This is a genomic window from Cytobacillus sp. FSL R5-0569 (assembly GCF_038007265.1).
GTDB classification, from domain to species: domain Bacteria; phylum Bacillota; class Bacilli; order Bacillales; family Cytobacillaceae; genus Cytobacillus; species Cytobacillus kochii.
Map to the genome: position 1 here is coordinate 2891009 of NZ_JBBOWW010000001.1, position 21795 is coordinate 2912803.

At 37.0% G+C, this 21795-nt stretch carries 20 protein-coding genes; all 20 read right to left on the bottom strand.

Annotation, left to right across the window (positions count from 1 at the left end; all coding sequences use genetic code 11):
- Positions 1-118: 118 nt before the first annotated feature.
- The 20 genes from MKX78_RS14650 to MKX78_RS14745 all read right to left on the bottom strand — a co-directional run bounded on the left by MKX78_RS14650 (position 119) and on the right by MKX78_RS14745 (position 21788).
- On the bottom strand, positions 119-1099 hold the full coding sequence (locus MKX78_RS14650; RefSeq protein WP_307313211.1) for a thymidylate synthase: 981 nt from the start codon (positions 1097-1099) through the stop codon (positions 119-121).
- Positions 1100-1125: 26 nt separating this feature from the next.
- The gene (locus tag MKX78_RS14655) at positions 1126-1836 is read right to left on the bottom strand and encodes an anthrax toxin lethal factor-related metalloendopeptidase (protein WP_307313209.1); all 711 of its coding nucleotides are present in this window, start codon (positions 1834-1836) and stop codon (positions 1126-1128) included.
- 118 nt (positions 1837-1954) lie between these two features.
- Positions 1955-2566, bottom strand: coding sequence for a TerD family protein (locus tag MKX78_RS14660; protein ID WP_095372861.1), 612 nt, complete (start codon positions 2564-2566; stop codon positions 1955-1957).
- Positions 2567-2588: 22 nt separating this feature from the next.
- Complete coding sequence (locus tag MKX78_RS14665; protein WP_370873270.1) at positions 2589-3683, bottom strand: toxic anion resistance protein; 1095 nt, start codon at positions 3681-3683, stop codon at positions 2589-2591.
- Positions 3684-3711: 28 nt separating this feature from the next.
- Complete coding sequence (locus MKX78_RS14670; RefSeq protein ID WP_095372859.1) at positions 3712-5343, bottom strand: YceG family protein; 1632 nt, start codon at positions 5341-5343, stop codon at positions 3712-3714.
- A 436-nt stretch (positions 5344-5779) separates the two neighbouring features.
- Positions 5780-6625 (bottom strand): HAD family hydrolase, encoded by an 846-nt coding sequence (locus MKX78_RS14675; protein ID WP_307313204.1) that lies wholly within the window; start codon positions 6623-6625, stop codon positions 5780-5782.
- Positions 6622-7707, bottom strand: a complete 1086-nt coding sequence (locus MKX78_RS14680; protein ID WP_307313743.1) for a cysteine protease StiP family protein — start codon at positions 7705-7707, stop codon at positions 6622-6624. Before MKX78_RS14680 ends, MKX78_RS14675 begins: the two co-directional genes overlap by 4 nt.
- Positions 7708-7732: 25 nt before the next feature.
- On the bottom strand, positions 7733-9091 hold the full coding sequence (locus tag MKX78_RS14685; RefSeq protein WP_307313201.1) for a phosphoribosyltransferase family protein: 1359 nt from the start codon (positions 9089-9091) through the stop codon (positions 7733-7735).
- A complete protein-coding gene (locus tag MKX78_RS14690) occupies positions 9000-10211 on the bottom strand; it encodes an HpcH/HpaI aldolase/citrate lyase family protein (RefSeq protein WP_095372855.1) in 1212 nt (403 codons plus the stop codon). Before MKX78_RS14690 ends, MKX78_RS14685 begins: the two co-directional genes overlap by 92 nt.
- A gap of 130 nt (positions 10212-10341) precedes the next feature.
- Positions 10342-11112 carry a TerC family protein gene (locus MKX78_RS14695; RefSeq protein ID WP_095372854.1) on the bottom strand — a complete coding sequence of 257 codons (771 nt, stop codon included), beginning with the start codon at positions 11110-11112 and terminating at the stop codon, positions 10342-10344.
- A 90-nt stretch (positions 11113-11202) separates the two neighbouring features.
- Entirely contained in the window at positions 11203-11781 is a 579-nt protein-coding gene (locus tag MKX78_RS14700) for a YpjP family protein (protein WP_307313193.1), read from the bottom strand.
- Between the two features lie 31 nt (positions 11782-11812).
- The gene (locus tag MKX78_RS14705) at positions 11813-12979 is read right to left on the bottom strand and encodes an LL-diaminopimelate aminotransferase (RefSeq protein ID WP_341051487.1); all 1167 of its coding nucleotides are present in this window, start codon (positions 12977-12979) and stop codon (positions 11813-11815) included.
- Positions 12980-13246: 267 nt separating this feature from the next.
- Entirely contained in the window at positions 13247-14023 is a 777-nt protein-coding gene (locus MKX78_RS14710) for a class I SAM-dependent methyltransferase (RefSeq protein ID WP_322909533.1), read from the bottom strand.
- 98 nt (positions 14024-14121) lie between these two features.
- Positions 14122-14556 carry a BrxA/BrxB family bacilliredoxin gene (locus MKX78_RS14715; RefSeq protein WP_095372850.1) on the bottom strand — a complete coding sequence of 145 codons (435 nt, stop codon included), beginning with the start codon at positions 14554-14556 and terminating at the stop codon, positions 14122-14124.
- 672 nt (positions 14557-15228) lie between these two features.
- Positions 15229-15609, bottom strand: a complete 381-nt coding sequence (locus MKX78_RS14720; protein WP_341051490.1) for a hypothetical protein — start codon at positions 15607-15609, stop codon at positions 15229-15231.
- A gap of 30 nt (positions 15610-15639) precedes the next feature.
- Complete coding sequence (locus MKX78_RS14725) at positions 15640-15966, bottom strand: hypothetical protein (RefSeq protein ID WP_341051492.1); 327 nt, start codon at positions 15964-15966, stop codon at positions 15640-15642.
- A 278-nt stretch (positions 15967-16244) separates the two neighbouring features.
- Positions 16245-17369 carry a conserved virulence factor C family protein gene (locus tag MKX78_RS14730; RefSeq protein ID WP_341051494.1) on the bottom strand — a complete coding sequence of 375 codons (1125 nt, stop codon included), beginning with the start codon at positions 17367-17369 and terminating at the stop codon, positions 16245-16247.
- 83 nt (positions 17370-17452) lie between these two features.
- Entirely contained in the window at positions 17453-19336 is a 1884-nt protein-coding gene (locus tag MKX78_RS14735; protein ID WP_341051496.1) for an ABC-F family ATP-binding cassette domain-containing protein, read from the bottom strand.
- Between the two features lie 238 nt (positions 19337-19574).
- The gene (locus MKX78_RS14740; protein WP_307313172.1) at positions 19575-20081 is read right to left on the bottom strand and encodes a hypothetical protein; all 507 of its coding nucleotides are present in this window, start codon (positions 20079-20081) and stop codon (positions 19575-19577) included.
- A 24-nt stretch (positions 20082-20105) separates the two neighbouring features.
- Positions 20106-21788, bottom strand: coding sequence for a formate--tetrahydrofolate ligase (locus MKX78_RS14745; RefSeq protein ID WP_307313170.1), 1683 nt, complete (start codon positions 21786-21788; stop codon positions 20106-20108).
- Positions 21789-21795 lie beyond the last annotated feature (7 nt).

The window sequence follows — 21795 nt, forward strand, 5'->3', positions numbered from 1 at the left end:
TCGGCACTAGCAATTAATTATAAGTTTAATATAATTCTCTGCACTTGAAAAGAAAATCCAATAATAAAGCTTCTCAGCAAAAGAAAAGCACTCATCCCATGATGAGTGCTTGGTCTACTTAAACGGCAACTGGGGCTTTAATTGTTGGATGAGGATCATAGCCCTCAATTGTTAAATCTTCCATTTCTATATCAAAAATCGAGGTTTTATTGTTATTAATTCGTAGTTGCGGCAATGCCTTTGGTGTTCTTGATAATTGTTCCTGTACTTGCTCAAGATGATTCGAATAAATATGCGCATCACTGATTGTATGAACAAAATCACCAACCTCTAAACCACACTCATGAGCAATTAAATGAGTGAGCAACGAATAGGAAGCCACATTAAATGGAATCCCTAAGAAGGTGTCGCCACTGCGTTGTAATAGATGGCAACTCAACTTACCATTTATGACATAAAATTGGAACATGGCATGACAAGGAGGTAATGCAGCTTTGCTTCCTTTTCCACCTGCATTGATCACATCTTCAGGGTTCCATGCATTCACAATGATTCGTCTTGAGTCAGGGTTATTTTTTATCTGTTCTATCGCATCTTTTAACTGGTCAAGCTCTTCCCCAGTTGAAGCAGTCCAATTTCTCCATTGCTTTCCATATACATTTCCTAAATCTCCGTATTTTTCTGCAAACTCATCGTTAGTAAGGATTCTTTCACAAAACTGTTGTAATTCTTTTTGATAGATTTCATTAAACTCGCTATCAATTAAACAACGTCTACCAAAGTCTGTCATATCAGGACCGTTATATTCATCTGATTCAACCCATTTTTTAAACGCCCATTCATCCCAAATATGGTTATTATGCTGCAATAAATAGCGAATGTTTGTATCACCTTTAATAAACCAGAGTAATTCACTTGCAATTAAACGGAACGGTACACGCTTTGTTGTAAATAATGGGAATCCTTGACTTAAATCGAAACGCATTTGATAGCCAAAAACACTTAAAGTTCCAGTACCAGTACGATCTTGTTTCTTTTGTCCATTTGTTAAAATATGTTGTAGCATGTCTAAATATGCCTGTTCTGGATGTTTCTCCATGATACTCACCTCTTAAACTTTATATCTTAATGATTATGGGCCATTTGTCTAATAAAAGAAAACGTTTTTGGCGCATTTTCATACAAGTAACTTCTCGTTTCTACATTCAAAAAATAAAGGGCAAAACTCTCAGCAAAATATTCTTCGGAAAACGTAGAGAAATAGGAGTCATTTGGAAATAATCGTGGTTGCTCTTCTTGCCAAATACGAATAAATTGGCTATTCGAACGGATTTCCTCAAAGATATAACGATCAATGGAATGTGCCAGCTCATGTAATTCCAAATTAACGGAGCCATGGTCCATCCCTTGGTCACTATAGCCTATTTTTACAAGCACTGTTTTCCCTCCACCAATGCCTGGAACTTGATCCCATGTCGTTGATGAAGTATATCCACGTGGAATCATTCCAGTTAGATGTTTTACGCTAGGATTCTCTGTCAACCTGCCTGAAAAAAGCTTAATCTTAATATTTTGATTGTCTATTTTTTGTAATAAGGTAGACGGTAATTGGTCCAAGCGGGATATGATGGCAGCTGCTTCTATTTCATCAAAAGATTCTGTTGGTAATAAGACAATCTCTCCTAACAAATCCGCTGATGTAAGATCAACTGCTTGCTTTAGTTCTGAAGAATATGGATAGTTCTTTAACTGAATCGCACCGATATCGGCTTGTGAACTTCCCATTAATGTTAAGGAAACAACTAAAAATAAGCCTGTAAATATCCACTTTTTCATAGCTGTTCCTCCCTTTTCTATCATTAATCGTATCATTACTAGTCTATTAATTATATCATAGATTTTCATTAAATATAAAAAGGACTAATCAAAGATCAGCCCTTTTAATCTAGCACACTTATGAATAAGAACGAACAATATCGCTTAAGCTAGCAGCTTGCGTACCATTCCCTACCGCTGCAAATTTCCAGTCTTGACCATGGCGGTAAATCTCACCAGCAACTAAACTTGTTTTCCCATCGTAATTTTCCGTTAAGTTAAAATGAATTAACTCTTGATGATTATTTGAATTGACAATGCGAATAAAAGCATTCTGAATCATACCAAAATGTTGTTTTCGTTTTACACAATCATAAATATTAACAACAAATACAAGTTTATGGATATGACTAGGAATACGACTCAAATCGATAAGGATTTGTTCATCATCACCATCTCCATCGCCCGTTAAATTATCACCGGTATGTTGAATGCTTCCATCACCACTTTTTAAATTTCCAAAATAAATGACATCTTTATTGTTACGTAATTTATCGTTATCCCCAAGCAGTATAACCGAAGCGTCACAATCGATATCGACACCCCCACCGCCTCCAAAGAGACCAGCTAATAGTCCACCACTACTTTTTTGCTTTACTGGATCCCATCCTAAACCAACAAGTATTTTTGAAAGACTTGGATTCCCTTTTGTTAAATCTACTCTTTGTCCCTTTTGTAAACTAATCGCCATTGTTTATCTCCCCTTTGTTTTTTTATCTCTTGTTTTTCATATTGCGAAAATTATCTTGCAGCTGTTCTAATTTTTTCGTTCCTTCTTCTCTTAATTTGCGATTCTCTTCCTCAATCGACTTTGTTTCTTGCATCCCCTTCATGATGATATCCCAAGACTGTTCAATTGTTTCAATCTTAATACTTGGTCCACCAGCAAGTCTTGCAATGTCTGTACTTTGTTGTGATATATTTTGCGCATTTCTAACTAACATTTCATTTGTTCTGCGATCTAATTCACTCATCGAATCAGCAACGAGCTTTTGCCTTTTCGCTGCCATCGCTTGAATAAGTCCATTTTTAAAGATTGGAATCGTCGTCACAAAAGCTGAATTAATTTTCCCAATTAACTTCGTATTCCCTCTTTGAAGCATACGGATTTGTGGTGCCGTTTGTAATGCAACCATTTTCGCCATTTCTAAATCATACACTCGTTGATCTAATAATTCGACTGCATTTCTTAGAGTATCTAATTGCATAGAGGCCATTTGATCACCTGCAATTGCTTTTTGCTCTAATTGTGGCAATTGATTGGCTTTGAGTTCATCAGATTTCATCTGACCAGCAACAGCATACTGTTCAAGGGAAAGGTAATATTGATAGTTTTCCTCATACATCCTATCTAACGTAGTAGTTGCTTCAACCATTTCATTTTGATATTTAGAGATTTCAACATAAATTTTATCGATTTCCTTGCCCATTGTTTGGTATTTTCCAAACAACTTTTCAATAAGTTTTTCGCCCTTTTTGAAGAGTTTATCAAAGAAACCTGGCTTTTCTTTCTCAAAATCTTTCGGGTCAAACTGATCCATAATTTTTCCAAGTTGTTTCAATAATTCTCCGGAATCCTCTACTTTTGTTGTTCTCATATTGCCGAGAATTTGATCAGAAAACTTGGATATCTCCTCAGCTGGTTCTTTACCAAATTCCAAAATTTGGATTTGATCGCGCTCGTCTATTGAGGCAGAGAGTTGTTGAACCTCTTTATTTTCTCTTAAAGCTAGTTTAATTTGACTCGCAGATGCTTCTGTTAACTTGTCTTCTGGGTTTGTTGAAATGACATCCAAATTCGTTTGCATATCAGATGAATTCATTTATTTCACTCCTTTATAACTTCTTGAAAAATTTAGTTAGTGCAGATTTTATGAAAGATGGTTCTTTATACTCTAATTCAAAAATGACATCTTCCAACCAATGAACATCATATAAACGCTCATCAATATAATTCTCAATATCATTATGTCCTGCTGGATTATAAACGGTGATATCCACACCGAACTGATTCATCAAAAGTAGCAATACGGCATCATGGCGACTCATTAAGCCATTTAATTCATTATTAAATAAGATAAGCTTAGGTACATCTTGTGAATAATCAAAACGTTGAATGAGTTGTAGCATCTTACCTTGGAGTTGCATACTTTGAGCAAAAATATAAACCTTTAAATCTTCTTCAGATTCATTTGCTTGTTTTTTTAATAATGATTTTTCACAAATTTTTCTTATCGCATAGGCTATCCCTTGCTGTAAGCCATTAGGTAAATGCTTGTAAGTCCAAAAATGAGCATTCATCACTTTATCTGGATCAACTAATCCGTCTTGATCAAGTGCATTACGATAATGGTAGCGATAATCGCTGCTCACCCCTTTTGAAAAAGGAAAAGAGCGGATTAAATAACTATGATCGTTTTCTTCAAGTGTGTGAAGCCTTTCCCAGTATTCTTTGCGGTCTCTACTGACACCTTGAATTTTTGCAAATACGTGCGGAATTTTCACAACCTTGTCTGCCACATCAAAATTAGGGCGAATCATCGCCTTTTCTTTAACAAGTAGAAAAAGTTCATCATAAGTTGTTTTCAACGTCAGCGACGCGGGCAAATATTCTCGTAATTGCCATGGCTTAAAAATACCTGATCCATCTTGATTAAGTATCGATTCTATTTCTTTTGATGCACGATAGGCAACGGTCGATTTTCTTCGTCGCTTTTCAGTTGGAAAAGGTTCAGCCTCATTCTTATTTTGAAAATGATGTACCGGAGTATTTGCCCAATCTAATTGAAACGAGGCAAACGCATCTTCTCCACTAGGTGATATGTAAATCACATCACAACCGAGCGAAAGTAAATAGTAAATAAAGTAAGCATGCGTTTTTTTATAAGGTCCATACCAAATAAATTTCGGGAGCTTTACTGTTAAATCAGCGTTGGTTAAGCTTTCTCCCAAATGGTTATGAGACCATTTAATAAGATCTGTTAAGATTCTACGCAAATCATTATGCTTAAGCCCACCTTCCTCTTTATCAGAGAAAAGTTGTAATGTTTCCATTAATGCTTCGCGGATTTTACGCTGAATAGCTGGTAGTTCTGAACGAAGTAGTAATCCTTCCCCATCTAAAAAAGCGACAAATCGATTAATTGAAAGCTGCTGATCTCTATGGATATTAATAACCTTTTGGATGGACTTAAAATGTTCATTATTCATCGATTTGTCTAAATAGTCTTCACCAATTACTGAAATATCGATCGTTGGATCATTAGCTAGGTCAAACAGTTCATTATAATAGGCATCCTCGTCTAATGGTACACCTAATAACCGGAGAAAGATTTGATTATAAGTAAGTGTACGATTGGCCACCTCATACATCGGCCTTTCATTTAGTGGCGTTTTTAATGCTTCTTTATACCCTTCATATGTAACTGCCATTCGGATATTTTTCACATGACTATGAGTGACATTCATTGACTGATCCCTTCCCTTTAATACATTCGTCTTACAGGTTCATTTTGTATATATATTGTTGTTTTAGAAACAATGATTATAAACACGTATCCATTTCATCTTAACATAAATAGTTACGATTTGAAGCTATTGAATAAGGGCTTCTGCCATTTTCACCATTTACTGTGGTTATGCATATAGTTGCATTACTAAGGATACCTGTATTTGCTTCAAACGAAAGGATAAATGTAATCAAAGGATGGATTAAAAATGAGAATGTTAGCGAAGCGTTCCAAGTTACCTAATATCGATTCAGAATTAAAAATACTGGAACGAACTTTAAACTCCTCAATATTTATAATGCTTGATTTACTCTTTTTGGCTGCCTTTCTTTCATTATTCACTTATACAGTTCACCAGTCCATTTTCTACACGAGCATGATCTTTATTTTCTTTATCACAGCTGGATTGGTTGTATTTTCTGTTGTAAATCGGATCTTTCTCTCCGGTCGAAAGGATTGGTAACTGTCTGAAGTATTTTAGTAAGGAATTCTTCTGTTGCCAGCATCCCTTTTTCCTTTGTTAACCAATGGGAAGCCTTTTTTAAATGTTGAGCCAGTTCTCCATGAGCAGGAACAAATGATTCATCACAAATTTTTAAAAAGTCATAATCTAATAATGAATCGCCTGCTCCGAATAAATACTGGGCCCCTTCATTTTCTGCGATATACTGTAGTGCCCTACCTTTGCTTATCGCATTTGGTATAAAATATAATTTTCTACCTTGCAAAGAAATACGCCATCCAAGCCCTTCTGCCGTTAGGCGTATTTCAGCCAATTGGCAATCTGGCAATGTTTCCATTAGCACATAGTAGAAAAACCACCCATCTGCTTCACGCAATCTACCCTCTATCTTAAATGGGATTAAATGATTCAAGAGTTTCTCTTTCGTTCCACTCTTATCATAGACTTCTCGCTTGATACTTTCTTCCCAATTTAGCAAAGGCTGACCGTTATATAGAATTTGTGCGCCATTGGCAACAACTGCATAACGATGGCTAAAAGGAAATTCAATCCGCTCAAATTGTTGCCGTGTTCGTGTAGTAATTGGCACGAACAGAAGGGTATTGCGAATTTGTTGTAATAATTTTATGGCACGATCACTCATCACAGATAAAGCTTTATTATTTTTATATTCAACAACGGTTGCAGATTTACTTGGAATTGCTTCCAATTGCGATATCGCTGTCTCTGAATAGATTAATGTCCGATCTAAATCTGAGGCAAAAATTCCTCCTCTCATTGGATAACCTTCTTAATTAGCCCACAACATGTATAGCTCATTTGTGGATAATGAACCAATTCAATCTTTCTCTCCTCAGCAAGTGCAAACAAATGTTTTAGATAAGGACTATTTTTATCTTTAATCAGTATTTTCCAAGGTACCCTTCTTAAAGCTACTCTCGTCGTCTCACCTACACCTGGTTTAACGAAATGAGAAGATTCGATACCGAACTCCTTTTGGATTCTTAGTATTTCATTCATACCTGAAAAGGTCGCTCCGTAATTTTCATCCACTATTTTACTTGCTTCCTGCTTTGCAATAGATACAACTTTTTGAAATTGCTGAGTTATTTTGTCTAAATAGATGTTTGATAAATCTTCATCAATCATATGATGGTAATATTTCGCCCCATGAAAATCCTTTTCACCAATCCATTGATTATTTAAAACCGTCCTGCTGACTAGTCCAGAAACAGTCGAATTTAAGCAAGCACTCGGAATTAAAAAGTCTTCCCTCGTTCCAAATACGGTTGTACAATGGCCAGGGTCAGCTAAAACAGCCAATGTTTCATCAATTTTCACTCCATATTTCTGAAAGAATAAGTGGCAAGCATTTGTTAATTCTATCGAAATGGCACCTTTTCCTGTCCAACCGTCTACGAATTGAATCATTCCCGTTGAATGTTTTTCTAAAATATAGTGAAGAGCATTTTCATCGATTCCTCTATCGCGAATAATAGAAATACTATAATGCGGCAAATCTACATGGTATTTAAAAAACAAATATCTTTTAATTAAAATGCCTATTGGTGTACCTGCTCTCGCTAGTGAAACCAAAACTGTCTGTTTGCCTTTAGCTGCATAAATCTGTTCTGCTACAACAGCTATACTTAAAGCCACTTTCTCTTTAAATTCGTCTAAAGAACGAAAGAAAAGATCGATATACGCTTTTGGTGGCTGGTATTCTATTGGTAAGGTTTCACTATAATGAGCACCTGATTGAATGGCATGTTCTCTGTTTTCTGTTGTATCTTCTAAATGGATATGACTTAAATCCTTTAAAAGAAAGGTGACCTCTCTTCGGTCATATGACCCAAACATAGGCTGTCTGGCGACAATAGTCAAATCACCTCACTCCTTTCAAAAAGACAACTTGAATACTTGGTATTTTTAACTGTTGTAAAAACTTGCTTAAAACCTGTTCATCTACTAATCTTTCAAAAAAGATAAATACTTCATCATATGTTTCCGGTGGAATATTATAGATATAGTTCACCACTTCTTCCACTTCAGGGCTAGGAAAAGTCATACCAAAGCGTGCGCCATAGGATGGTTTATTATGGACATGAATAGGGCTACGGGTTGTACTTTGATACTTTACACTACCCTCCATTAAGCTAGCTATTTTCATTGGCAAATACATAAACTCACCTGTGCCGATACATAAAATATGTTTACCCTTTCTTTTTTGATCAAGAAATGTTGCAACCTTCTCTGCTTTTGAGTTTAATAAAACGTTCACTTTACTATCCAACCCGAATCGACCACTTTCAGCAATATAAGGAACAGTGTTGAAGGGAGACTTTTGATTTGTCGTAGGATAATACTTAGAAGCAAACAGCATAGGTAATTCTTTTTCTATGTAAATTTCATTCATTTCTGTAGATGGACGGTAAAAGTCTACACTTTCTTCCTCCTTAATAACTGGGTTCCCATCTACTTCAACTTCGCCAGCAAGAAGGGATATATGACGTATAGTGATATCTAACGCTTCCTCTAATTCAATAAATGCATTCTTGTTGGTCTCATTTCTCCAATCAAGAATAGAAACAACAGTGTAATGCTTCCTCGGAAACTTATCATGTAATGAAGTGATAATATTTCGCGCTGTCTTTCCAGTCGTCATCTCATCATCTACTAATATAATTTCCCGACTATTTTGCAACAAATTGGCGTCGATATAACAACGATGAGAAGTAGCATGTGAATGCTCTTCCTCAAAATAAATGATCGATTCAACGTTTAAAAGATCTTCTCTCGTTGTATGAAAATAATCTGCATTCTTAAACGCTTGAAAAAATGCCTGACCGAGCGCTGTCGCAGTTTCTGCAAAACCAATAATGATGGGGGAATATTGATCGCCAATAAATGCTGTATCACTAAATTTAGACTGCTTATTTTTCAGTACATCCACAAAGGGTGATGATGACGAAAGCTTTTTCCCTTCCACATCCTTAAGGTAGCTTTCTGCTAATAACAGTCCCGTTGCTAACCCTTTTGCCGGCGAGATAGGCAGATGTTTACCTAACACTTTACTAACGAATAAAAAGGATCTTTTTTTATTCTTTCTTGCTGCCATCTGGAATAATTCATCGAATTTAAAATGGTAAGGATTATAGTTGATATTTAGCTTCACCTGCATGGGCTCGATGACGTCTATCATGTGATAACTGTTGGAAGAAATCAATTGTGTTGTATTGTTCATTTAGCACCCCGTAAACTCTTGATTTTAACTCGATTTTTTTTGCCCAATAATAATGGGGCTTCATTTCGTTCATTTTGTTCTGACTCGCACTTTTCATCACACCACGGGCCCCATTTGAATGATTTAATATATCCATTGCATCATTGTATTCTTCATAAGTCACAGTGTTTAAAGCTTGTACCGGCGTAATTTGCGTGGGATGTATAATCGTTTTACCGATGATACCATTACTAATATCGAGTAATATTTCTGCTATGAATCCTCTCATCTCTTTCGGTAGTTTGTTCATAAATGACGATGAATCCATGATTTGCTCCGTTTGATTACTTAGTACGTTAACTTTTTCTTTAGAAACAAAATGCTCCCAAACAGGTCCAGAAAGTAAGTAAGTATTAGGTGCCCTTTGGAAAAAGTTCATAATGTCTGCTAGACAATCTCTCAATACAGCAATATCATATAATGAAGTGGATGTGTTTCTTCTGATTCCTAAAAGTCCACAAAAATCTGTCGCCCCTATCCGGATATTCAAAATAAAATGGGCGTACTTATCGAATATTCCTTTTAGTTTTTTTAATTCTTCCATTCTTGTTTCTTTAAATAGAACTTCTTTCGTTTCAAGAATTGGCATCGCATATAATTCATGGCCACTATTTCGTATTTCACTTACGAGTTGCAGCATGTCTTCACCATCGATTGAAGAGAATTTTGGAATGACAATACCAGTTAGTAACTGCCATTCATCTTTAAATAAAGTTATTAGCCGAACTAACTGCTCTTTATTTCTTATACGAATAAAAAGTAATGGCAATTCTTCTAATGTAATAAAGCCTCTAGAAATATCTTGTTGAAGTTTATGTAATGAATGCTGTAATTCCCTTTCCGCTATTTCCACTTCTAGATCACCAATACTATCTTCTAAACAAATGACAACTGATGTTAGACCAGCGTGCTTTTTATTAATCAAATCTTGATGGATTGCAGGACGTGTTGCAGGCATATAAAGGGTGGCTGCTAATGCATATGCAAGCTCATTCTTCGGTGTATATTTATTAAATGTCGTCGGTTCTTTAAAAAAGTACTCATCTAGTGCAGCTTGAGATAAATCTGTAAATAACCTCATACGCCAACTCCTTTTTTTAATTTCAGAAAAATTTAATAGAGGGGACCCAGAAATAATTGCAATTATTATCAGATATTGGAAGATATTGATGGAGTGAAAAAAGAGGGATGAAGCAATTCATCCCCTTTTCTTATGAGCCTGCTGCTTCAGTACGTTTTCTCTTCGCATGTACAATAAAAGTAATTGCAAAAACAATCACAAGTACGCCAAAGAAATACATATGATCTATGTGAATACCTGCTGCACTTAACAACATCTTTAAAGAGATTAATAGAATAAGAATATAAGAGCTTGTTTCAAGTTCAGGTACACGGTCAATTAATTTTAAGAATACCCCTGCAACGCCCCTCATCATGATGATACCTAGCATACCACCAACAAGAAGTACCCATATTTCTTGACTCACACCTAATGCTGCTAAAATGCTATCAATTGAAAAAGCAATATCCATTAATTCAACGGCAATAACTGTTCCCCAAAATGTCCCAAACAGACGAATCAATAAGCCTCGTTGATTGATTCCTTCCAACGCTTCTTCGTCTTCTGCTTCTTCTGCTTTCTTTTTGTCGATAAAATATTTAATAGCTAACCAGCCTAAGTAAGCGGCTCCTAGTACTTTTATCCACCAAAATTTAATTAAAAATACACCTACACCTATCGCTAAAAAACGGAAGAAATAAGCGCCAAGCAACCCATAAAAAAGTGCTTTCTTTCGTTGTTTTGGTGGTAGGTGCTTAACCATTACTGCTAAGACAAGCGCATTATCGGCTGAAAGCAAGCCTTCTAAAATGACCAATGTGCCAATTAGCACCCATGCATCTGGTCGAGATAATGCCTCAACCCACATATCCCAATCAAAGAAACTAGAATAGGTATGTAGGATCCCATCGATAATTTCCATAGTGAATTTTTCCCCCTGATCAACTTTATATACTATCGTTCCTCACCTAGTATATACGAATATGTACTAGAAAAGTTTCAATTTTTGAAATTAACTCATCCATTTTGGCGGGGTATTTTTATCCCAGTAGATAGATCCTAGTTCATGGTGAGTTTGGAATTGATCATAGGCAGTATGATAATGGAAATTAAACCAATAACCTTGCTGTGGTGGATGATCTCTTCTGACATGAAAACGAATGACATCTTTCTGCTTGGCCTCATCTGCTATATGAAAAATTCGTTCTGAAACGCCCGCAGAGGCCGTTTCAGTGATACTCAAATGATGCAGATTCTCCTCTGTATACTGCTCTGCAACTTCTGAAATCGCCTTTTCTATATTAGGTAGGATGACGATTTGAAATTCTGATTCAATGACCGGTTTAATTTTTTCACCAAACTTTTCGAAAGAATGCTTTTCCGCGGAAGTAACCATTTCCTTTATAAAATCCTCCCTCGAAACTTGTGAAGTTTCTTCTCCACTTACATCTGGTAAGCTTTCAGCTAAAACTGCTTTTCTTGGTGACTTATCTTCTTCATGCTGAATAGGTAATAAACTCGTTGGTGTTACCAATCCAAATGTAAAGATTGTCACCATCACCACTAATGATTTTCTTAACCAACTCGGCAAGTGTATCTCCTCCTCAGATGACTTTCATTATTTATTTAAAAATGCCACTTTTCTCAATACGGGAAACAACTTCTAATAATGTTTCTTCTGATTGGACAATACCCATGCGTACATAACCTTCGCCCCATTCACCAAAGGCATTTCCAGGTGTTACAACGACTCCCGCTTTTTCAATTAATTCAAGTGCGAATGGCTTAGATTTCATTCCAACCGGTAATTTCCCCCATACGAACATCGACCCTTTAGGTAAAGCCACATCCCAACCTACTTCTCGTAATCCAAGAACAAAAGAATCTCTTCTTTTTTTATAGACCGCTCTCAATTCATCTAAAAAGGAGGAATCATCAGCTAACGCCTGTACAGCAGCCATTTGAATAGGATAAAAAACGCCATAGTCAAGGTTAGACTTTAGATTACTTAAAAGAGAAATAACTTTACGATTTCCTGCAGAATAAGCCACACGACACCCTGCCATATTAAAGCTTTTAGATAACGAGTTCATTTCAATCCCTACATCCATCGCACCATCAACTGATAAAAAACTAATTGGCACCTCTTCAAAATATAATTCAGAGTAAGCAAAATCGTGGAGAATGACAATCTCATTTTCTTTCGCATATTCGATTGCTTGTCCAAAAAATTCTTTTGTCGCCAGGGCAGGAACCGGATTTCCAGGATAATTTAGAATCATTATCTTTGCTTTTTTACTAACTTCTTTTGGGATATCAGCGAAAGAAGGTAAGTAATCATTTTCTTCTTTTAAAGGCATACGATACATTTGCCCTCCTGCAAGATTCACACCTGCTTCGTACGCTGTATAACCAGGATCTGGAACGAGTACTATATCACCAGGATTACAAAGCACCATTGGTAAATGGACCAAACCGTCTTGTGAGCCCATCAGTAACGTGGTTTCTTCCTTCGCATCGAGGGTTACGCCGTATTTTCTACTGTAATAATTCGCCACTGCCTCATGAAACTCCGGAATCCCTTTTAATGTGTAACCATAAAGCTTTGGATCACTTGCCATTTCGCCCATTATCTTTGTTATAATTGGAGGAGGTGGTAAATCGGGACTACCGACACTAAGATCGATCATTTTTATGCCTTCTTCTAGTTTCCGTTGCTTGATTTCAGCTAGTTCCGAAAAAATACTCTCTTGGAATTGCTCCATTCTCGCTGCCATTTGAATATTCATGTTCATTGCCTCACAAAATTTTTCTTTTATTCTACCATATTTTATCACTTTTTGGGCATTGGTTCATGATTAATTGCTGCTTTTTTGGGGGATATATACAAATAAGAAAATAAGAAGGGGGAAGGTACATAATGGATTCTAGTTGGATTGCGCTTGTTGGTGGTTTAGTACTACTTGCTTACTTTGTTTATATGTGTATCACTGATTAAAAAACGTTTGCCATTAGTTTCGATTGCTGTAGCCATTAGTAAGGCAACAGCAATCTTTTTATCTTTTTTCCCACACACCGTAGTGGAATTTCGCTGATTTACGTTTGATTTGCTGAAATGCAAAGGCTTGGAATCTTTCACTACGGAAATGATCCTTCAATACCACTCTCTCTTTAGACACGCGCTTCGCCTCAATAATCATATCCTCAGTCAAATCACCTTTGTATGTAATCGAATGTAATGCATTGATATTAGGCGATTCTTTTATCGTTGTTTCAAACATGGGGTCAATATAGACACATTCAAAGGAAGCATCAGGGACAGATTTCAAGTAATTGATGGCTAAATCATGAACTACTTCGATTCTTTCCATACTGCCTTTCATGATTACGTTGTCATTTGGCCATTCTTTCAAACCTTGACCAACGAAATACGCTATCACCTTACTTGCTTCTAACCCAATTACCTTCCCTGTCTCACCTACAGCATAACTTGCCACAATGCTATCTGAAGCTAGCCCAAGTGTGCAATCAAGAAAAGTAGAACCCGCTTTTAGTTGACAAATTTCTATAAAAGGATCATGTTCACCTTTTTGCAGACGCTTAATGCGGAACATTGCTGAACTAGGATGAAAGAAAAAAGGGCTTTCCTCACCTACTTTATATAGTTCCATTCGCTCTTTTCCAACGACAATTCCGTTCGTTTCGTATTGATTGACCATACTCTTTATTGTTCTTTTTCTTCTATGTATAAAGGGAAGGTTCAGCGTCATTGCTACCTGCTTTGCCTTATTGGTTTCGTCAGGATTTGTCCTCGCTGATGTTGTAACAAACATCAAAACACCTACTTATTTTATTGAAATTAAAAAGCAACAGTCAGGATAAGAGTGCTCCTAACTGCTGCATTCAATCACCTTTTATCGTGTGATCCTTTTTATAATTTATTATCAAACGCTGCTAATAAATTGTGCATAATTTCTTCCATAGAGTGATCTTCAATATCATGACGTGGAATAAAATGTACCACTTCTTTCCCTTTAAGAAGGGCCATAGATGGAGAAGACGGCTCAATACCTGTGAAATATTCACGCATTTTTGCTGTTGCATCTTTATCTTGACCAGCAAAAACGGTCACTAAATTGTCTGGTTTCTTCTCTGCATTTAATACAGCCTGAGTCACTGCAGGTCTTGCTAATCCTGCTGCACAGCCACAAACAGAATTCACGACAACTAATGTTGTACCTTCTGCTTGCTCCATATAATCGTTTACTTCTTCTTCAGTTGTTAACTCGCTAAAACCGGCCTGAACAAGCTCAGCTCTCATCGGCTTCACAACTTGTTTCATATACTCTTCATAAGCCATAGACATAAATATTCCCCTCCTTTACTAATGATTGCACAGTAAGCATACTATATTTCAAGCCTATATTGCAAAGTTATCGTTCTCGGATAAAAGGAATAGCCAATGTTAGATGATTGAATAATTGGAAATCCAAAATATTTATGACTGGACGGATGCTTCTAAGTCTATTGCAGGGTTTCGCCTTTTTTGAGGTGTTGATGCATGTGTTTTTTTCGGATAATACCAAAAGTGCGATGTTAGATCACGTCACAAAGGGAGACATCCCCACACACATTAAGCTAACAAACACAAGAGCCCACAATTGAATAGTCCTACTATAAATTTTTGCCTAAGGTTAGTCAATTAGCCATAAAAACTGCTACTAGCTGAAGTTACTATTGATTGCCCTTCCACTCTTTTCTAAGCAAACTATAAGTGACAATATTGTTATAACATCCGTTGATGAACTCAGCTTCACGGTTTATACCTTCTTGTTTAAACACTAGACGTTTAGGTATATTTCTACTTTTAATATTTGCTTCTGCACACTGAATCTCGACTTTATTAAGCCCTAAATCACAGAGAATATAGTCAAGCAGTGCTTTTACACAACATTGAAATTATCCCCTTACCTTCAATAGTATCCAATGCTCGTATGTTTTGTCTTCCAATTGATAAAATGAAGTGAACTCATCCCAACTAATCTACCATCGTAAAATATACCTGTGTTAAAACCTTGATTTCTGCAAATTGCTTAACCAGATAGGAACTCAATCTCTTTTGCGAATCTGAGTGACTTGCAAAACCTGTTTGCTCTGCTCTCAATCTCATTTGGGAAACTGAGTGACTTGCAAAAACTGTTTGCATTGCTCTCAATCTCATTTGCGAACCTGAGTGACTTGCAAATCCAATTTGCTCTGCTCTCAACCTCATTTTCGAATCTGAGTGACCTGCAAAAACTGTTTGCATTGCTCTCAATCTCATTTTCGAATCTGAGTGACCTGCAAAAACTGTTTGCATTGCTCTCAATCTTATTTGCGAATCTGAATGACTCGCAAATCCAATTTGCACTGCTCTCATTACTTTTTTTCGACCTGAGCGACTTGCAAATCATATTTGCTCTGCTCTCAACTTCATTTGGGAATCTGAGTGACTCACAAAACCTGTTTGCATTGCTCTCAATCTCATTTTCGAATCTGAGTGACCTGCAAAACCTGTTTGCATTGCTCTCAATCTCATTTTCGAATCTGAGTGATTTGCAAAAACTGTTTGCACTGCTCTCAATCTTATTTCCGAACCTGAGTGACCTGCAAAAACTGTTTGCACTGCTCTCAATCTCATTTGTGAATCTGAGTAACCTGCAAAAACTGTTTGCTCTGCTCTCAACCTCATTTCCAAACCGGAGTGTTTCGCAAATCCAATTTGCATAGCTCTCATTCCCTTTTTCTAACCTGGCCGACGTGCAATTCCGGTTTGCCCACTCTTTTTCACTCAACTCATGGAGGCACGCACACATCTCGACATAACACTATTCCTGCCAATGTAAAAACCTTCTATATCTATGTTTCTATCTCTACTTTTTGATCGAGTTTCTTTTGGACTGAACCCTGCTTATCCTCAGTTCTAACACAAAAAAATTACCTACGGCTTCGTCGTATACTGGTTATGATTGAAAAAGGACACCTGCATGTTGCGCATGCAGGTGTCCTTCTAACTCATCCATTTTTCCGTGATTCTGTCATTTGCTTCCATACAGACCCTTTTGCTTCTTCGCCTTGCTCAATTCTTTCAATTGCTAGTTTAATTTGCAGACTTACTTCAAATTCATTATCATTTTCAGCTGCTTTTAAGGCAGGAAGCGCTTTTTCGTCGCCTACTTCGTATAAGAACATTGCTGCACGCCAGCGAACCAGCTTGCTTTTATCAGATAATGCTTCCATCATTTTTTCAGAAGCTTCAGGGAAGCCGAGATCTGATAAACAATCCGCCGCTGTTCTTCGCACTGTGACTGATTTATCTGTTAGCGCTTTATATAGATAAGGTAGTACTTGAACGTCTTCAATCATCCCTAAGTAAACAGTTGCTAATCTTCGCACAGACGCTTTTTCATCTTGAAGGGCAAAGTCAAGTACATCTAAATCATCTAGAGAAGGATCAGCCATTTGCTCAAGCTTTTGATAGCGTATACGCCAGTCTTCCACTTTTAAATCATCTGGGGTAAGTTTAAGACGGACTCTAGGTGCCAATGCTTCTTCTGATTCTGGACTTTGGGCTGCAGTGATGAGTGTTTTTACTCTTTCCTCTGGGTATGCAGCTAGAATCTCATCCACTACTTCTTTACCTACTTGTTCGAATTCACCATAACGCACTCCTAGTTCTTTCCACTTTCTCACCATGACTACATTATCATCAGGTGCTTGTGCATCACCTACAGCTTTAACATAAAGTTCCGGTAAGCCAAAGCGCTTTTCTTCTGTACCATCTGTTAATTTCACTTGCATCGGTATGCCTTTATACGTTTGCACAAAAGCTTGTACTTCACCAAAATGTTCATTTACTTCCGTTCCCCCAGCACTCTCAGCTTCTTCACCAAAGGCTGCTCTCACTTGAGGAAGTAAATCTTTCCAATCGAATTTCGCATTTCGTTCGACTGCAAGAAAATCGGCTACATGATAGACACCTTTAATTCCATCTATTTTTAAGATATCAACAATGACTTCCGGCGCTCCTTCAGCCTGACCTACTTTGTAATTATTGCTTGTCCCCATAGGCAGTTCTTTATCTAAGATCACCTTCATCGTATTCGGACTTGGTGTAGGTTCAATCGCTTTTATAATCAATGAAATCACCCTTTACTTTAATTGTTCTCTCATGATAATTATTCTAACATAAATCATCGTCTACTTTCATTTATCTACATTGATTAAGCATCTGCCCATTCAGACAGATAACTCCAACGTTCAATGAGATATTCTAAATCATGATTTAGCTTTTTTTGTTCATCCATGAGCTGTTGAGCTTTTTCGAAATCACTACCAATATTGTTCATATCCTCATCGATTTCTTTCAAACGACTTTCAATCGCTTCCATTTTGTCATCGATTTGCTCCCATTCTCTTGCTTCATTATAGGAAAGCTTTTTCTTTTTTGGTTTACTTTCTTCCTTTACTTCTACTATCTTTTTCTCTTCCGCTTTTTTACTTGATGCTTGTTTTGATTTCTCAAGGTATTCACTATAATTCCCATAATAACTTGTTATTTCCCCATTTCCTTGTAATACAAGTAATTGAGTGGCGACTTTATCGAGAAAATAACGATCATGTGAAACCGTTATAACCACACCAGCAAAGCTTTCTAGATAATCCTCTAGCACCGTTAACGTCTGTGTATCAAGATTATTTGTCGGCTCGTCTAAAAGCAAAACATTCGGTGAAGTCATTAAGATTTTCAATAAATATAATCTACGTTTTTCTCCACCTGAAAGTTTTCTAATTAATGTACCATGCATATAAGGTGGAAACAGAAAACGCTCAAGCATTTGAGCAGCAGATATCGTTTTTCCGTCAGTTGTTTCGATTACTTCGGCCGCTTCCTTTAAGTATTCAATCACTCTTTTGCTCTCATCCATTTCTTCACTTTCCTGTGTGTAATAAGCGATTTTAACCGTCTGACCGATGATTCTCTCACCTTGGTCTAACGGTAAATTGCCGGCTAAAATATTTAGAAAAGTGGTTTTTCCTGTCCCATTTTGACCAATAATGCCTAGTCGGTCACCTGGTTTCACTAGCAGGTCATAGTTTTTTAGGATGGCTAAATCACCATAGTATTTTGTCGCTGATTTCAACTCAAATACTTGCTTTCCTAACCGACTACCACTTAAAGACATGTCTAATTTTTCACTTGAAGTAACATTTGTCAATTTTTCATCTAATTGATCAAAACGATCTATGCGCGCTTTTTGTTTGGTTGTTCGCGCCTTGGCACCGCGTCTCATCCACTCTAACTCTCTACGATATAAATTCCGTTGTTTATCGATTACAGCTGCTTCATTCTCCTCTCGGACCGCTTTCGCCTCAAGGAATGCTCCATAGTTACCTTTATAACTGTATAATTGTGCCGCATCAAGTTCAAACATCCGGTTTGTCACACGATCAAGGAAATAGCGATCATGTGTCACAAGCAGAATTGCTCCCCGGTATCGGGTAAGATACTCTTCTAGCCATTGAACCGATTCATGATCAAGATGATTCGTTGGCTCGTCGAGAATTAATAAATCACTATCTTGTATCAACGTTTGTGCTAACGCTACCCGTTTTTTTTGTCCACCGGACAATTCACCAACTTTTTTTTCAAAGTCGACAATACCTAGTTTTGTTAGGATCGTTTTGGCATTTGTACTTGCTTCCCACCCATTATTAGCATCTAATTTTTTTTGTAATTGGAAAAGATGCTCCTGTACTTCGCTATGATCTGGATGTTCATTCAAAGCGATTAATGCTTGCTCATACTCTCTTAAAAGCACGAGTAAAGGAGAATCGCCTGCAAATACTTGTTCAAGTATAGTCAATTGTTCGTCTAATTTAGGTTCTTGTTCAGCGTAGGAGACTGAATAATCCTTAGGCGCAATAATCTCTCCAGCATCAGGCAAATCAATACCAGCGACGATTTTTAACAGTGATGACTTTCCTGTTCCATTTACACCAATTAAGCCAACGCGGTCATTTTCTCCGATAGTAAAATTAATTTGCTTAAATAGCTCTTTTTCACCGTAAGTTTTTGTTATATTTTCTAATGATATATTTTTCATTTCGACCATCCATTCATTAATCTATCTAAACCAGCTATATTGCGGTTAGTCTATTAACTATTCTAATAGCTAATTGTAACATGAAAAATGGCGATCCGTGATATATTCATGCTTATCAACTTTACTCATACAATTTTTTATAAAAAAAGTCGAGACAATAGGAACTGGATTGTTCTACTGAGCACCGCTTTTTAGCGTTGCCATGTAAGAATACCATCTCACCTATTGTCTCAAACCTCTAATATTGATCTAATACTATTAATGTTTGTTGTGTGTAGTCAATTAAATCAAGTAAGTCTTCTAATTGATCTTCTGTTATCAGTCTGTCAAAATTGACTACTATCTCTTGCGTCCATTCATTCTCTACCTTTATTAATCGTTGTTGAATGGTACGGCGATTCCCCCATTGTTTAATGACTTGCTCGTAAGCTGATTCTAACTTATTTTTTTCCTGTTTTTGCAGAATAAAAGAGATGGATAGATGAGCACCGATTTCATTTGTGAATGGGTGCGTAGGCTGCAATTCCGCCGTAATTTGTTGCAAATTGGCCTGTAAGGTAATTTTTGCTGATAAAGTGTTAGCAACGGTTGTATCCGTACATGAGATGTCATAGCGTCGGCTAAATTTCGCTAGATTCATCCAATCATTTCGATCGATTATCTTCATTTCACCCGTTAAATCAAAATCATAAATATGCCCCTCTAAAACAACCTTCATATTATCAAAAGCTATTGGGTCAAACAATGTATCAATTCCCCTTTATATTGATTAAAATAATCCTTTCGCTTGTCCTTGTTGATCCACATCCATTTGCATCGCTGCGGGTACTTTAGGTAACCCAGGCATTGTCATAACAGCTCCTGTTAATGCCACAATAAAACCGGCACCTACAGAGGGCTTTAATTCTCTTATAGTTATTGTGAAGTCAGAAGGAAGACCTAATTTTGCTGCATCATCGGATAATGAGTATTGGGTTTTAGCCATACATATAGGGAGCTGAGACCAGCCAAAGCGTTCAAAATCGGCTAATTGTTTCTTTGCTTTCGATGTAAACTCAACTCCGCTTGCACCATACACATTTTTAGCAATTGTTTCAATTTTCTCTTCTAAGCTGTCATGTAAATTGTAAAGTGGCGTAAACGATTGGTCTGTTTTTGCAATTTGCTCTAACACTTTCTCTGCTAACTGTAAGCCACCTGTTCCTCCTTCTGCCCATACTTCTGTTAGTGACCATTGTATATTTTGCTCTTCACACAACTCTTTAAAAGTCTCAATTTCATCTGCGGAATCACCATTAAAGCGATTAAGTGCAATAACGAACGGCAATCCGAAACTTTGAACTGTTTCAACATGCTTTTTCAAATTAGAAAATCCTTTTGCTAGTGCAGCCGTGTTCTCTGAGCTGAGATTTTCCTTAGCGACGCCCCCATGCATCTTAAGTGCACGAATCGTCGCCACAATGACAACTGCATCAGGACTTACACCCATATTTCTCGCTTTTATATGTAAAAATTTCTCTGCTCCTAAATCGGCGCCAAATCCAGCTTCTGTTACAACATAATCAGCTAACTTCAAAGCAGTGTTTGTCGCGATCACACTATTACAACCATGTGCAATATTCGCAAATGGTCCACCGTGTATAAGTGCAGGTGTATGTGCTAAAGTTTGTACTAAATTAGGCTTGATTGCCTCTTTTAATAAAAGGGTTAAAGCACCTTCAGCACCTAAATCAGCCACCGTAACCGGTTGTTTGTTAATATTATAAGCAATAATCATTTTGCCTAATCTTTTCTTCAAATCATGTAGGTCTTTCGCTAAACATAGTACAGCCATTACTTCAGAGGCCACTGTAATATCAAAACCATCTTCTCGCGGAATACCTTGAGCAGGACCTCCCAGACCAACAATGACATTTCTTAGCGCACGATCATTTAAATCCATCACTCTTTTCCAAATAATTCTTCTCTGGTCAATTTTAAGATCATTTCCTTGTTGGATATGATTATCGATTAAGGCAGATAAGGCATTATTTGCTGTAGTAATCGCATGAATATCACCTGTAAAATGAAGGTTAATATCTTCCATCGGTACGACTTGTGAATATCCCCCTCCTGTCGCTCCACCTTTAATGCCCATTGTTGGACCTAGAGATGGTTCTCTCATGGCAATCATCGACTTTTTCCCTAACAGATTTAATGCATCACCTAAACCTACAGTAACAGTTGATTTCCCTTCGCCTGCAGGTGTGGGATTAATGGCTGTAACAAGAATTAATTTCCCATTTTCCTTACTCTCCACTCTTTTAAGTGTTTCGGCTGTAAGTTTCGCTTTATATTTACCAAATTGCTCTAAATCATCGGCCGTAAGTCCGAGCTTTTCCCCAATCTGGTGAATTGGTTTCATCGTTGTTTCTTGAGCAATTTCAATATCTGACTTCACATATTTCCCCATCGCTTTT

Coding starts and splice junctions, on each gene's coding strand:
- MKX78_RS14675 (WP_307313204.1), bottom strand. CDS start 6,625: ATGAGAGGAGGAATTTTTGCCTCAGATTTAGATCGGACATTAATCTAT.
- MKX78_RS14710 (WP_322909533.1), bottom strand. CDS start 14,023: ATGTTTGTTACAACATCAGCGAGGACAAATCCTGACGAAACCAATAAG.
- MKX78_RS14725 (WP_341051492.1), bottom strand. CDS start 15,966: ATGAGAGCTATGCAAATTGGATTTGCGAAACACTCCGGTTTGGAAATG.
- MKX78_RS14655 (WP_307313209.1), bottom strand. CDS start 1,836: ATGAAAAAGTGGATATTTACAGGCTTATTTTTAGTTGTTTCCTTAACA.
- MKX78_RS14680 (WP_307313743.1), bottom strand. CDS start 7,707: ATGTTTGGGTCATATGACCGAAGAGAGGTCACCTTTCTTTTAAAGGAT.
- MKX78_RS14715 (WP_095372850.1), bottom strand. CDS start 14,556: ATGTCTATGGCTTATGAAGAGTATATGAAACAAGTTGTGAAGCCGATG.
- MKX78_RS14720 (WP_341051490.1), bottom strand. CDS start 15,609: ATGAGAGCAGTGCAAATTGGATTTGCGAGTCATTCAGATTCGCAAATA.
- MKX78_RS14650 (WP_307313211.1), bottom strand. CDS start 1,099: ATGGAGAAACATCCAGAACAGGCATATTTAGACATGCTACAACATATT.
- MKX78_RS14685 (WP_307313201.1), bottom strand. CDS start 9,091: ATGAACAATACAACACAATTGATTTCTTCCAACAGTTATCACATGATA.
- MKX78_RS14705 (WP_341051487.1), bottom strand. CDS start 12,979: ATGAATATTCAAATGGCAGCGAGAATGGAGCAATTCCAAGAGAGTATT.
- MKX78_RS14695 (WP_095372854.1), bottom strand. CDS start 11,112: ATGGAAATTATCGATGGGATCCTACATACCTATTCTAGTTTCTTTGAT.
- MKX78_RS14735 (WP_341051496.1), bottom strand. CDS start 19,336: ATGAAAAATATATCATTAGAAAATATAACAAAAACTTACGGTGAAAAA.
- MKX78_RS14660 (WP_095372861.1), bottom strand. CDS start 2,566: ATGGCGATTAGTTTACAAAAGGGACAAAGAGTAGATTTAACAAAAGGG.
- MKX78_RS14665 (WP_370873270.1), bottom strand. CDS start 3,683: ATGCAAACGAATTTGGATGTCATTTCAACAAACCCAGAAGACAAGTTA.
- MKX78_RS14670 (WP_095372859.1), bottom strand. CDS start 5,343: ATGAATGTCACTCATAGTCATGTGAAAAATATCCGAATGGCAGTTACA.
- MKX78_RS14745 (WP_307313170.1), bottom strand. CDS start 21,788: ATGGGGAAATATGTGAAGTCAGATATTGAAATTGCTCAAGAAACAACG.
- MKX78_RS14690 (WP_095372855.1), bottom strand. CDS start 10,211: ATGAGGTTATTTACAGATTTATCTCAAGCTGCACTAGATGAGTACTTT.